Origin of the sequence: Corallincola luteus, assembly GCF_004336975.1 — a bacterium.
GTDB classification, from domain to species: domain Bacteria; phylum Pseudomonadota; class Gammaproteobacteria; order Enterobacterales; family Neiellaceae; genus Corallincola; species Corallincola holothuriorum.
Genome location: NZ_SJXE01000001.1, coordinates 1,352,412 through 1,364,468 on the forward strand (window position 1 = coordinate 1,352,412; position 12,057 = coordinate 1,364,468).

Consider the following 12,057-nt stretch of genomic DNA (forward strand, 5'->3'; position numbering starts at 1 on the left):
GTGCGCTTTAGGCATGCTTGATGGGGTCTAGTCCCATCAAGCGCCCATCATTAGTCACTAAGTGTAACTTAGCTTGCTGTCAGTGCAGCTAACACAACATCGTGATGTTCTTTGGTTTTAAACTTGTTGAACACTTCAGTAACGGTGCCATTTTCATCGATAAGAAAACTAATGCGATGAATACCATCGTATTCTTTGCCCATAAATTTCTTTAGTCCCCAAACACCAAAAGCTTCTGCGACAGCATGGTCTTCATCGCCAAGCAGTGTAAAGTTAAGCTCATCACGCTCAGTGAACTTCGCCAATCGTTTTGGCGCATCAGGGCTGATGCCTAGCACTACGGTATTGCGCGCTTCTAGCTCAGCCTTGCTATCGCGGAGGCCGCAGGCTTGAACTGTACAACCTGGTGTCATCGCTTTCGGGTAGAAGTACACCAGGACTTTGTTTTTGCCTTTAAACTGGCTTAGCGACACCATGTCGCCTTTTTGATCTGGTAACGTAAAATCCGGTGCCGTCTTGCCGACCTCTAATGTATTCACAGCTTTTCTCCCATTATTTCTCGATTATTTGAGGCAAATGTTCTGTACAGTCAAAACTTGTGTTTGGATCGCACCGCATCTGCTTGTCTTATCCCGCCTCGAAAAGTACCATAGTTCGCCTTGATTTCGAGGAGTTAACGCCGAATGTTTGCTGGAAGCATAGTCGCCTTAGTGACGCCAATGGATGCAGAGGGTGCGATAGATTATATCGCACTGGAAAAGTTGGTTGAGTTCCACGTTGAATCGGGAACCAACGGTATCGTGGCTATGGGTACGACCGGAGAGAGTGCCACGCTTGGTTTTGAAGAGCACCTGCAAGTGGTTCGTAAAATTGTTGAGTTCGCGGCGGGAAGGATCCCTGTCATAGCTGGCACTGGAGCCAACGCTACAGCAGAAGCTATTTATTTGACCAGCCAGTTGGAAGATAGCGGTATTGCCGGTTGTTTAAGCGTCACACCTTATTACAATAAGCCGACTCAAGAAGGTTTGTATCTCCACTTTAAGGCGATTGCCGAAAGTACCAAGCTTCCTCAGCTACTTTATAATGTGCCCGGTCGGACCGCTGTGGATCTGTTGCCAGAAACGGTGGCTCGGTTGTCAAAAATTGACAACATCGTTGGCATCAAAGAAGCAACAGGCGATCTGAACCGATTTAAGCAGATTAAATCGTTAGTTGATGATGATTTTCTGTTGTTAAGCGGTGACGATGCCACTGGGCGTGAGTTCCTTTTACTGGGCGGTGATGGTGTTATCTCAGTGACTAATAACGTTGCACCCAAGGCGATGGCCTCTATGTGCCAACACGCCCGCGCAGGGGAAGCGGCCAAGGCGGCGGCATTAGACGAGCCGTTGTCATTGCTACATGACAAGCTATTTATCGAAGCTAATCCTATTCCTGTAAAGTGGGCTTTATCTCGTGTTGGGCTCATACCTAATGCTTTTTTACGTTTGCCCCTGACGATTTTGAGTGAGTCAGCTCAGCCCGAAGTGGAAAAAGCACTGCAAAAAGCAGGATTAATTTAATGAAGTTGAACGGTATAAAGTGGTTCCGTTTCTGTGTTATCGCACTCTCATCGGTCTCAGTGCTCATCGGTTGTACGTCAGCAGAAGACCGCCGTACTGCCAGTGGTAATTATGACTATCTTAACGTGATGCCATCCCGTGGTTTGGCAATACCTGAGGGGTTGAATGCGCCAGCTACTAATGAAGAGTATGCCATCGACGATTTAGAAAGTGCCAGTGCAGCCTATGGTCGTGAACTTGATATTCGGGCGCCGGCTCAAGTTCTGCCCTTGGTTGAGGGAAGTAATGTTAAAAACAGCGGTGGCGGTAAAGTATCCATTGACTTTTCCCTTGAAGAAGATGGCGGCAGTGTTCGAGATGAAGTCTGGCGGGTGTTGTGGGAGTACTTTTATGAAAAAGGTATTCGAGCTAGGTTTTGGGATAAAGACGGCGGTGTGTTGATTACCGAATGGTTCCACTCTGACGTAAAATTGAGCGATGAAAACACCCTGTTTGATACCTTAACGTTTAGTGAGAAAGAGATACATATTCGTCAACGCTACCTGTTCTCTTTGGATGTTAATGAGCGGGGAGATAAAGCGACGCTAACGGCTCTGTTACTGGGACATGAAGAGACACTGAATAATCGTAAAGTTGGCGATACGCTTAGTAATATTGATAAACGCCGCTACACCGTGAGTCTACTAAACGGAGCTATCGGGCACTACGAGTTTAAGAAACGCGTATTGGCTCATGAACAAGAGCAACAGAAGTTCAAGCCAATAACGTTAGCTGTCGGTAAAGATGCCTCTGGTTTACCTGCCTTTATTGCTTCTGCAGGGTTTGAGAGAACTTGGGCTCGTCTTGCGTTGGTTATTTCAGATCTTGGATTTACGATAGAAGATAGAAATAAGTCACTTGGCACTTATTACGTGCGCTATCTAGGTTCGCAAACGTTATGGCAATCGATTTGGGGTGATGGTATCGAGATTGATATCCCCAAGGAGCAATATCAGATATTATTAGGGGACTTGGGGAATTCAACCTCAATCACTTTATTGTCTATAGAAAATAGACCTGTCGGTGAAGAGCGGCTGGCAGAAATATATGATGCACTGAAAGATGCGATGGAACGTGGCGTAATTAATCAATAGTTTTAAGCGGAGCAGAGATCCCGATGGAAAAGAAAGCAGAGTTGTACCGTGGTAAAGCGAAGTCTGTGTACACAACAGATGATGCAGATCGACTGATCTTGCAATTCCGCAACGATACATCCGCTTTTGATGGCGAGAAAATTGAACAGCTCGACCGTAAAGGCATGGTAAATAACAAGTTTAACCATTTCATTATGACTAAGCTTGAAGAAGCTGGTATCGCTACGCAGATGGATCGTCTGATTGCGGATGATGAAGCGTTGGTTAAGAAGCTGGATATGATCCCGGTTGAGTGCGTTGTTCGTAACGTGGCTGCGGGTTCCATCTGTCGTCGTTTGGGAGTCAAGGAAGGAATGGATTTGTCACCACCAACCTTCGAATTTTTCCTTAAGAATGATCAGCTTCATGATCCAATGATCAACGAGTATCACATCCAAAGCTTTGGTTGGGCGACAGCCGAACAAGTGACTGCGATGAAGGAGCAAACCTTCAAAGTCAATGATGTATTGAAGAAGCTGTTTGACGATGCTGGCCTGATACTTGTTGATTACAAGCTTGAATTTGGCGTGTTCAATGGTGAAATCATTCTTGGTGACGAATTTACTCCTGATGGTTGCCGTTTATGGGATAAAGAAACCCGTGACAAGCTGGATAAAGATCGCTTCCGTCAAGGTTTAGGCGGTGTGGTTGAAGCCTATGAAGCCGTTGCTGCGCGCTTGGGTTTAAATCTCGACTAAAGTTGTTACCGTTTCATATCCAAATAAAAAACCCGCTGTCAGCGGGTTTTTTATTATGTAGAAAGAGGGGGTCATAGGCGTTTATGAGGTATCTCTTTTTCCCCTGGCTTAACGTCCTTCTTGATAACACCGATTTTCTTTCCATGTTTGAACTCATCAATACGCTTTTCCAGCTTAAATTTGGCGGTATGTTTTAACAGCATGATGTTACTGATAATAAAGCCTAAAATTGTCGCGATGAGTAGTATTAGTTTCCAAGTTTCCATATCAGTGTTCGTTGTTGGGCCAATGGGCTACGTTAGTGACATATTTTACCATTAACGCTTCGATCTGCGGCCCCAGGTGTGCTAATCCAATAACTTGGTTTCTCGTTAATGCATCCATCACTTTGGTGCTTGTTAATTGCGATAGGGCCTGTTCTGCTATCTCACCGTAGCTAATATGCCAAGGCTCTTCGGCGACACCGCCGCGATATTTATTGTAGGGCCAGAAAAAGCCAAACTTGCCAGCATGCTCTCGCAACCAAAGATAGGTCGAATGTTGTGGCCCACCAAGTGCGTACTCATCCGGCTCAAGCCGCAAAGGTTGTTCTCCCTGCTGCAGGCTACAAAAGATGTCTAGGTCTGTCCCCCAGTGATGGCGGCTTGTGCCAGGCAGTGCAGACCAATGAAGGATTGCAGCGATTTTTTCTGACTCACTCAAAGTGGTGATATCCAGAGGCTGGCTATCATGATTGAGCAACGGGCGAGTACCCAAGAACTTAGCTTGCCAGATAGCTTGCTGGCGTTCGAAACTGCGAAAACCGCTGGCGATCTGTAATGAAAAACCGTCATCAGCCGCCGTACTGAATAAGCTTTGTAGTGGTAGGCATACATCTTTATGAACCAGAGTCCCGCGCTGACCAAACAGGTGCAGGTGGGACTCAGATTCACCGGTCAGTTGCCGGTCATGGAGTTCAGTCAACAAGTAGCTGTACCATGGTTTTATAATACATCTCAGTTAATAGCTCCAGATCAGCAACCTTGACGCATTCATTCACTTTATGGATCGTGGCGTTACAAGGACCTAATTCAATCACCTCTGCGCCAGTTGGGGCGATAAAGCGGCCATCTGATGTACCACCCGCTGTCGATAGCTCTGTTGGCGTATGTACTGTATCCAGAATCGCTTGCTGAACTGCGGTGACCAAATCCCCATGGTCGGTTAGAAACGGTTCGCCGTTATAGGTCCATTTAAGATCGTACTCAAGGCCATGGGCATCAAACAGCGCATGTACTCTTTCTGTTAATCCCTTGGACGTGTTTTCGGTACAGAAGCGAAAGTTAAATTGGACCTCTAGCTCACCAGGGATAACATTTGATGCGCCTGTTCCCCCATTTATATTTGAAATTTGCAGACTAGTTGGGGGAAAGTAGTCGTTACCCTGATCCCAGCAGATCTGGCTAAGCTCGGTTAATGCCGGTGCGGCTTTATGAATGGGGTTATCAGCAAGGTGAGGATAAGCCACGTGGCCTTGATGTCCATGCACTGTCAGATCGCCAGTCAGCGAGCCGCGGCGACCATTCTTCACAATATCACCGCATCGGTGGGTGCTTGACGGTTCGCCAACAATACACCAGTCGATCTTTTCGTTTCTGGCTTCCAGTGTGTCAATTACACGGGTTGTGCCATTAATAAAGGGGCCTTCTTCATCACTGGTAATCAGATAAGCGATAGATCCCTTATGGTTTGGATAAGCAGCAACAAAGCGCTCTGTCGCAATAACCATCGCCGCCAAGCTGCCTTTCATGTCGGCAGCGCCACGGCCATGAAGGTAGCCATCGATAACCGTGGGCTCAAATGGTGGTGTGTGCCACTTTTCTTCGGGGCCGCTGGGAACGACATCGGTATGTCCGGCAAAGCAGAAAAGTGGCGCTTGGGTACCACGGCGAGCCCATAAATTGGTGGTGTCTTCAAACACCATGGTCTCAAGGGCAAAGCCAATATCGGCTAATCTCGCCCCCATAAGTTCCTGGCAACCCGCGTCCTCAGGGGTAACAGAGCGACGGCTGATAAGTTCTTTTGCTAAATCCAGTACCTCTTCACTCATTACTAATCTACCTGCTGAAATAGTTGTTGATAGGCTGCGGGTTTGAAGCCTATCTGAATATGATCATTGAAGCTTAGCACCGGCCTTTTAATCAGGGTGGGGGTGGCTATCATTAGCGCGATAGCGTCTTCCGCATTATCGACCAACTTCTGTTGATCAGTTAGCTGGCGAAAGCTGGTGCTGCGTTTATTCAGTAGTGATTCCCAACCTAGGTGATCGACCCATTTCTTCAAGGTCTTTTCATCTAAGCCGTCCGTGCGAAAGTCATGGAATTGGTATTCTTGCTGGTTTTGTTCAAGCCAACTGCGAGCCTTACGAACAGTATCGCAATTCTTAATGCCAAATAGGAGTGTCATAGATATGCCAAATAACGAGACTAAAAATGTTGCAGCAAGATTATCTAAGCTAGAAAAAAAAGGCACTCATTGGAGTGCCTTTTTTTTGCTATTTGATGACGGTGATGATGACATCCTCGGCTTGAGTGACCTTACCGCTGTGTTTTGCTAACTGTTTTACTTCATCAACGTTGGATATGACGACGGGAGTGAGTGTTGACTTGGCTTTCTCTTCTAGAAAGGGCAGATCTAATTCGATTACCGGATCACCACATTTTACCTGTTGCCCCTCTTCCGCTACGCGACGGAAGCCTTCTCCCTTCAGCTCGACGGTGTCGATACCGAAATGGACAAAAAGCTCGATCCCTTCGGGTGATTCAATACTGAATGCATGATTGGTTTCAAATATCTTACCTATGACACCATCACAGGGAGCCACTAATTTACTGCCGGTAGGTTTAACTGCAACGCCATCCCCGACAATTTTTTCCGCAAATACCACATCCGGCACTTCTTCTATATCGACAATTTCGCCCGTTATTGGGGCATAGATCTTCACCCCATCCAAAGGGTCGTTGTCATCGCTTACCAGCTTTTTTAACGTGCTGAATAAACCCATGTTTTATAGCTCCCGCATCAGGCTTGGTATCTAGTAGTAAACCGTCTTGAGTGTAACAGAGGGACTGACACTATATAAAGTGATCGTGACAATAATCAATCCCTAGTTGATCCAAATTATCACTCAATGGGTTTCAATTGCGAATATTCTTTCTGGACGTCGGCACCATCATAACTATAGTTAATTAAACCAAAGAGTTATCTGGTGTGTCATGTGAAACTCTATGCCAACAAAATATTAACCTTAATGTTACTTTGTTTACCCCTTAGTGCCTTTGCAAATGACATTGTCTACCCGAGGGCCGAGTCAACATTCGATGAAAGGGTCAACTATCCGTTAAGGTTACTGACGCTTGCGTTGCAGAAAAGTGGCTCTAATCTGCAGCTGAAGCCCAGTGAGTTGCCTATGCAGCAGGGCAGAGCGCTTAAGCAGCTTGCAAGAAATGATGAGTTGGATGTGGTGTGGTCGATGACTTCTGTTGAAAGGGAAGCCAGTTTGTTGCCGATACGAATTCCGATCTACAAAGGTTTGGTTGGTTGGCGATTACTTCTGATCCGTGAGCAAAAACAGCAACTGTTTCTTCATCTAACTGATAGTAGTGTATTAAAAGAAGTGATTTTGGGGCAGGGCCATGATTGGCCTGATACGCAGATCCTTGCTGATAACGGGTTTAGGATCGTGCCATCGTCAACCTATGAAGGTCTATTTGAACAACTGTTGCGAGAGCGTATCGAAGCGTTTCCTCGGTCTGTCGCTGAAATATGGGCTGAACAGCAAACATACTCGGCTCAGGGGCTTGTCATCGAGCAGCGTTTTGCACTGCACTACCCGACTGCATTTTATTACTTTGTTAATCCCCATCGTACTGATTTGGCGGATATTATCACCAGAGGATTAGAAGCGGCGATTGCCGATGGCAGTTTTGATAAGCTGTTCAATCAAGAGCACGGCGATATCTTGCGAGCTGCCGATCTACAGCGGCGCGATATATTAACCCTGACCAATACTATTTTACCGAAAGCAACACCGGTTAATCGCTCTGAGCTTTGGTACGCGCCACAGTAGTTATGGCGCAACACCACCTTTTTCGCTCGTTGTCATTGCGACTCTTTAGGCTTCAGAGAAGCGTTTTCCAATAACTGTGCCGTGACATGCTCTGCAAAACCCGCCCCGGCTTCTTCGTACAGATTGAACACAGAGTTAACGCCAAGAGCTTTTAACTCCTCCGCTTCGTCCGGGAAGTGCACAATGGCGGCGACTTGACCGTTGAATTGCATGCGCTGGAACTGCTTTGCAGCAAATTGATTACCGTGGTGGCTTGGCATCGCCAAATACACTAACTCAATGCCCTCTGCAGATAGCTTCTCCCAGAAATCAGAGTCTGTGGCGTCGCCCTGAATGACATTGCGGCCGTGTGTGCGATGTTCTTCTACACGATCCATGTCTGTTTCAACGCCGAGTATAGAATTCCCGTAACAGTCGAGCATTTCGTCGTAAACACCGGTGCCGATACGGCCCATACCAAAAATAACGCAGCGTTCACCTGATAATTCGATGTTGCTGTCGTATTTCAGTAGCGCGCTTCGTTGATATTTATGTAGATTGGCTCTATAGCGCCGATAAAGGCTCGCAGCGTGTAAATTGAGCGGCGAGGCGATAGCCATGCTGAGTGAGAGTGCGATGGCGATAATCACCAACCATTCGGGACTCAGCCAGCCATTGCTGACTCCGATTGCACCCACGATCAGGCCGAACTCGCTATAGTTAGCCAAGCTCAGCGAGCTCAGGGTGGCGGTACGGGCGCGCAGTCGGAACTTGGTTAACAGGCCAAAGTAGATGATAACTTTGACTATCAGTACCAGGCAAAGCAGCGCAGCGATGGCAACGCTTTCCCAGGTTGGGAGCGCTTGTAGGCCAATGTTAAGAAAGAAAGCCACCAGAAATAGCTCTTTGAAACTGAATAATGATTTAGCTAATTCGCCAGATTTGGGGTGGTTAGCAAGCAAAATACCAATAATCAATGCACCGAGATCAGGTTTCAATCCAACCAATTCAAACAGACCTGCGCCAAGCAGTAGCGCCATCATTAAGCCGTAGAGAATAAGCATTTCGCCATGGCCTGCGCGGTCGAGTAAGCGGTACATGAGAGGGCGAATGAAGGGTAAGCCCAGCAAGCATACCGCCCAGACACTGGGGATCTTTCCCGTGGAAAGGGTGAGGTAGACGACGGCGAAAATATCTTGCATTACCAAGATACCAATGGCCACACGGCCATACAGAGACTGCATCTCACCCTTATCTTCCAGTACTTTTACAGCAAATACGGTACTGGAAAAACTTAATGCAAATGAAAGTAGTATCGCTGATGACCAGTTGAGCGTTGCGAACAGGGAGATTTTTAGCGCTGCCAACAGTATTAATGCAATGGTGAAGAAACCAATCGTAATGCCCATGTGGAGGGTGGCTGTGCCCCATACTTCGGGTTTCAACAAACTCTTGATATTAAGCTTGAGCCCAATACTAAACAGCAAAAGGGTTACCCCAAGGTCGGCCACTTCTTGCATTGCTATTGAAGGTTCAAACCCTACTGCATGTAACAGAAAGCCACAGCCAAGGAACCCGATCATCGGCGGTAAGCCTATGCGGCTAACCAATAAGCCTAGGGTAAAAGCGGCGGCGATAACAATAGGATCCAAGGTGCCTCCTAATTTTTCTGAAAATAGTGGAGAGAATGCATAATGGGTTTAGAATACAGCACGTTGCAAACTTTACCTCAGTTACTTAGAGAAATATGCAGTTTCTTAATGTGCAATCACCCTGGTATCAGGCGGCGATCTATCAGGATTTAAGGCAGTTGTTGCCGATCTCAGCTTGGCAGACTTGGCCTGATACCGAGCAGATGACAGCGTTGTTGCCGAAACCGACCTGCAACAGTCACGGAAAATCGATACAGTTTGTTTGCCAGTCTACCTTGGATGCTTGCCCTGATGGTATCTACTACGAGCAACGCATACTGGAGTCGGGCGCAGTACCTACTCGTCCCGCGCATTGGCATGATCTGTTTAATGCCTTGATATGGTCTCTGTTCCCAAAAGCAAAAAGTTTGATTAACCAACAACATTGCGATGACATCGCTAAATATGGACAAAAAAAGCGCACGCCACGGCGTAACGCCTTAACCTTGTTTGATGAATGCGGTGTGATTATTGCTGTGGCTGATGATCATCTGAGCCAGGCTTTAAAACAACATGAATGGGAGGCGTTGTTCTGGCAACAGCGAGATGCTTGGGGTAAAACCATACGTCCGTTTGTTTTTGGTCACGCCAGCTATGAGTCATACCTGCAGCCATTTATTGGCTTATGTGGCAAGGCGTTATGTTTGCCGGTCTCCGCGGACTTCTTTACGCTGCCGTTGCTAAAACAATATCAAGCGTTGGATCAGCAATTGTCATTGGCGCTGAGCGCAGATCTGCTTGCTGACAACCGACCGTTGTCGCCTTTACCTCTGCTCGGCGTGCCGGGGTGGTGGCCAGAGAATGAATCGCGGGAGTTCTATCTCAATCAGGACTATTTTCGCCCTGCGCCTAAGAGAAGTTAGTGTAGTCATCGAGGTTTGCTGGCTATACTGGCTGTCGAACTAACGCATCAGTTATGCAACTTGATGGCGTATTTATCGAAGTCGGTTGAGGGCAAATGATGTGTGAAGACTGGGGTTTTATTGTCATCTCTGCGCCGGAACACTTTCTAAGTAAATTGGATCCAGAGTCTGCTGATGGCGCGCCCTTGGTGGCTGAAATAGCTAGCCTAGCGGGCGTGACGCCTAATCTATTTAATGGCTTACACTTTCAATTTGAGCAATTAGGAAGAGCAAACGGTTTAGCTTGGTTTGTATTCGATTGCGCACACTGGCCGGTACTGCTTTCTAACTTGACTCTGCCCATCGCTGATATTCAGATTTATGCGCGGATCCAGGATGATGAAGGCCGTGAGCTTTTCTACGCGTTACCTGAAGAGGGTGAACGCTTGATTGTTATCTGGGATGGCGAGGAGATGTCGACTAATGCTTCAGTACAACCTGTTGCAGATGAAACATCTCTGTCTGCGTTGGCAAAATGGCAGTCACTAGTACCTGATAAGGTAAAATCTGCGGTGCCTGAATTTCTTGAGATTGAGTTATAGCCTCGATTTTTGTTCGATAGCTCTTCCATCACTTCCCATATTGCCGTTTTCCAAAAACAGCAGGAGCGCACCGTGGAAAATCTTGAAAAGATCCTCCGCTTTATTGTCGAAATAGAAAAGCTTAAAGATGTGCATCGAAAAACCCGCCCTATTGGTTTGTCGCGCTATGAGAATTCAGCTGAACATAGCTGGCATGTTTGCTTGTCGGCTCTGATGCTTTATCAGCATGCTGATGAGCCGGTGGATATCGATCGCGTGATAAAAATGCTGTTGATCCATGATCTTGGTGAGATAGATGCGGGAGATACCATTATTTACGCCAGTGAGACACCAGAATTAAAAGCTGCTGAGGCAGAAGGAGTAAAGCGCGTATTAGGCTTGCTTCCTGAGGGGATGGATACAGAGTTCATTACGCTTTGGTATGAATTTGAGGCAGGCGAAACGGCCGATGCCAAGTTTGCAAAAGCCGTTGATCGGGTGCCGCCGTTATTGCATAACCTGCATGGCGATGGTCATAGTTGGCGCGCCCACGATGTCTCTAAGGCGCAGGTGTTCTCGATTAATGAGCGTATTGGTAAGGGCTGTTTGGCCTTGTGGGAATTGCTAAAAATCAAGCTTAATGTGGCGGTTACCAAAGGTTGGTTAAAGTAAGTTTGATTGGATTCCTCGATTAGAAGGTTTCACTTAGAGCGTCACTATTTTGGTACAGCATTCAGGATCGGGAGTGGTCTGATGATTAAATTAAGCAGGTTTGTCGGTAAAGTAAGTTGGTTACCTCTATTTTTGGTTGTTGCATGTTGCACCGGTTGTGCGCAGTTGGAACAGTGGACCAAACCGACGGTACAAGGGTTAGTAGTCGCACCAAGCTTTACCCCAGATCGCTTGGTCGTTGATGGCATTGATAGGGTGGTGGTTAAAAACCTTGCTAGTGATATAAAAGTTAACCCTGATACATTAAGTCCAGAAGTGGTGGCGGTGTTGCGAGACAAGCGCAATGAGATAAAGATAAAACCGGGCAGCCGATATGTCGTGCATGTCACTCTACTATCTAATTCAGTGACCAAACGCACTGATGACCTCGACCCTGATATTTATAAATACGTCACGCGAACTGTTAAGGTTAACTACGTTATTACTGACAGCATGGATGCAGACGCTGAAGTTTGGAGCGGTATTATTGAAACGTCAGATGAAACGTCTGCCAGCTATAAGCGTGAGAAAAAACAGAAAAAATCAGACAAAGTGCTTGATGCTGTGATAGAGAGTATGACCAAGTCTGAAACTTATCCTTACCCTGAACCGCCCGTTTTTGACACCACTTTACGTTGGAACTTCGAAGGCTTTGCGCTGAATTTACCTTAGTGATGTGATTGTCGTTTTCTGGGGATGAACGCAGATAACGA

15 protein-coding genes are annotated in these 12,057 nt (G+C 46.7%); 8 read left to right on the plus strand and 7 right to left on the minus strand.

Annotated features, from left to right (window positions below; translation table 11 throughout):
• Positions 1-68 precede the first annotated feature (68 nt).
• Positions 69-539, minus strand: a complete 471-nt coding sequence (gene bcp, locus EZV61_RS06020; protein ID WP_131414622.1) for a thioredoxin-dependent thiol peroxidase — start codon at positions 537-539, stop codon at positions 69-71.
• Positions 540-683: 144 nt separating this feature from the next.
• Here bcp and dapA point away from each other — a divergent pair, with 144 nt between their 5' ends.
• From dapA to purC, 3 genes are read left to right on the plus strand one after another with little or no spacing between them, the layout of a single operon-like run.
• Positions 684-1,562, plus strand: coding sequence for a 4-hydroxy-tetrahydrodipicolinate synthase (gene dapA, locus EZV61_RS06025; RefSeq protein WP_131414623.1), 879 nt, complete (start codon positions 684-686; stop codon positions 1,560-1,562).
• The gene (gene bamC / locus EZV61_RS06030; protein ID WP_131414624.1) at positions 1,562-2,695 is read left to right on the plus strand and encodes an outer membrane protein assembly factor BamC; all 1,134 of its coding nucleotides are present in this window, start codon (positions 1,562-1,564) and stop codon (positions 2,693-2,695) included. The genes dapA and bamC overlap by 1 nt, the downstream gene beginning before the upstream one ends.
• Before the next feature lie 23 nt (positions 2,696-2,718).
• Positions 2,719-3,432 (plus strand): phosphoribosylaminoimidazolesuccinocarboxamide synthase, encoded by a 714-nt coding sequence (gene purC / locus EZV61_RS06035; RefSeq protein WP_114337830.1) that lies wholly within the window; start codon positions 2,719-2,721, stop codon positions 3,430-3,432.
• A 71-nt stretch (positions 3,433-3,503) separates the two neighbouring features.
• On the opposite strand, the gene EZV61_RS06040 is transcribed toward purC, so the two are convergent.
• The 5 genes from EZV61_RS06040 to crr form a co-directional block, all read right to left on the minus strand.
• Positions 3,504-3,698: a DUF2897 family protein gene (locus tag EZV61_RS06040; protein ID WP_131414625.1), complete on the minus strand. Its 195-nt coding sequence runs from the start codon at positions 3,696-3,698 to the stop codon at positions 3,504-3,506.
• Position 3,699: 1 nt separating this feature from the next.
• Positions 3,700-4,398, minus strand: coding sequence for a M15 family metallopeptidase (locus EZV61_RS06045; RefSeq protein ID WP_240695151.1), 699 nt, complete (start codon positions 4,396-4,398; stop codon positions 3,700-3,702).
• Positions 4,388-5,521, minus strand: coding sequence for a succinyl-diaminopimelate desuccinylase (gene dapE, locus EZV61_RS06050; protein WP_131414626.1), 1,134 nt, complete (start codon positions 5,519-5,521; stop codon positions 4,388-4,390). Before dapE ends, EZV61_RS06045 begins: the two co-directional genes overlap by 11 nt.
• 2 nt (positions 5,522-5,523) lie before the next feature.
• Complete coding sequence (locus EZV61_RS06055) at positions 5,524-5,877, minus strand: ArsC family reductase (protein ID WP_131414627.1); 354 nt, start codon at positions 5,875-5,877, stop codon at positions 5,524-5,526.
• Positions 5,878-5,965: 88 nt separating this feature from the next.
• Positions 5,966-6,475: a PTS glucose transporter subunit IIA gene (gene crr, locus EZV61_RS06060; protein ID WP_114337833.1), complete on the minus strand. Its 510-nt coding sequence runs from the start codon at positions 6,473-6,475 to the stop codon at positions 5,966-5,968.
• Between the two features lie 405 nt (positions 6,476-6,880).
• Between crr and EZV61_RS06065 the strand changes: the two genes are divergently transcribed.
• A complete protein-coding gene (locus EZV61_RS06065) occupies positions 6,881-7,540 on the plus strand; it encodes a type 2 periplasmic-binding domain-containing protein (protein WP_130565962.1) in 660 nt (219 codons plus the stop codon).
• 32 nt (positions 7,541-7,572) lie between these two features.
• Here the strand turns inward: EZV61_RS06065 and EZV61_RS06070 are convergent, their stop codons facing one another.
• A complete protein-coding gene (locus tag EZV61_RS06070) occupies positions 7,573-9,171 on the minus strand; it encodes a cation:proton antiporter family protein (protein ID WP_240695152.1) in 1,599 nt (532 codons plus the stop codon).
• A gap of 95 nt (positions 9,172-9,266) precedes the next feature.
• Here EZV61_RS06070 and EZV61_RS06075 point away from each other — a divergent pair, with 95 nt between their 5' ends.
• The 4 genes from EZV61_RS06075 (at position 9,267) to EZV61_RS06090 (ending at position 12,016) form a co-directional block, all read left to right on the plus strand.
• On the plus strand, positions 9,267-10,073 hold the full coding sequence (locus tag EZV61_RS06075) for a DUF3025 domain-containing protein (RefSeq protein WP_131414628.1): 807 nt from the start codon (positions 9,267-9,269) through the stop codon (positions 10,071-10,073).
• Between the two features lie 95 nt (positions 10,074-10,168).
• Positions 10,169-10,654, plus strand: a complete 486-nt coding sequence (locus EZV61_RS06080) for a hypothetical protein (protein ID WP_131414629.1) — start codon at positions 10,169-10,171, stop codon at positions 10,652-10,654.
• A gap of 72 nt (positions 10,655-10,726) precedes the next feature.
• A complete protein-coding gene (locus tag EZV61_RS06085) occupies positions 10,727-11,305 on the plus strand; it encodes an HD domain-containing protein (protein WP_131414630.1) in 579 nt (192 codons plus the stop codon).
• An 81-nt stretch (positions 11,306-11,386) separates the two neighbouring features.
• Positions 11,387-12,016 carry a hypothetical protein gene (locus tag EZV61_RS06090; protein WP_131414631.1) on the plus strand — a complete coding sequence of 210 codons (630 nt, stop codon included), beginning with the start codon at positions 11,387-11,389 and terminating at the stop codon, positions 12,014-12,016.
• Positions 12,017-12,057: the final 41 nt, after the last annotated feature.

Excerpts from the sequence above, each read along its gene's own strand:
- EZV61_RS06080 (WP_131414629.1), top strand. The coding sequence starts at position 10,169 with ATGATGTGTGAAGACTGGGGTTTTATTGTCATCTCTGCGCCGGAACAC.
- dapA (WP_131414623.1), top strand. The coding sequence starts at position 684 with ATGTTTGCTGGAAGCATAGTCGCCTTAGTGACGCCAATGGATGCAGAG.
- EZV61_RS06090 (WP_131414631.1), top strand. The coding sequence starts at position 11,387 with ATGATTAAATTAAGCAGGTTTGTCGGTAAAGTAAGTTGGTTACCTCTA.
- crr (WP_114337833.1), bottom strand. The coding sequence starts at position 6,475 with ATGGGTTTATTCAGCACGTTAAAAAAGCTGGTAAGCGATGACAACGAC.
- EZV61_RS06065 (WP_130565962.1), top strand. The coding sequence starts at position 6,881 with ATGCAGCAGGGCAGAGCGCTTAAGCAGCTTGCAAGAAATGATGAGTTG.
- EZV61_RS06040 (WP_131414625.1), bottom strand. The coding sequence starts at position 3,698 with ATGGAAACTTGGAAACTAATACTACTCATCGCGACAATTTTAGGCTTT.
- purC (WP_114337830.1), top strand. The coding sequence starts at position 2,719 with ATGGAAAAGAAAGCAGAGTTGTACCGTGGTAAAGCGAAGTCTGTGTAC.
- EZV61_RS06075 (WP_131414628.1), top strand. The coding sequence starts at position 9,267 with ATGCAGTTTCTTAATGTGCAATCACCCTGGTATCAGGCGGCGATCTAT.
- bamC (WP_131414624.1), top strand. The coding sequence starts at position 1,562 with ATGAAGTTGAACGGTATAAAGTGGTTCCGTTTCTGTGTTATCGCACTC.
- dapE (WP_131414626.1), bottom strand. The coding sequence starts at position 5,521 with ATGAGTGAAGAGGTACTGGATTTAGCAAAAGAACTTATCAGCCGTCGC.
- EZV61_RS06055 (WP_131414627.1), bottom strand. The coding sequence starts at position 5,877 with ATGACACTCCTATTTGGCATTAAGAATTGCGATACTGTTCGTAAGGCT.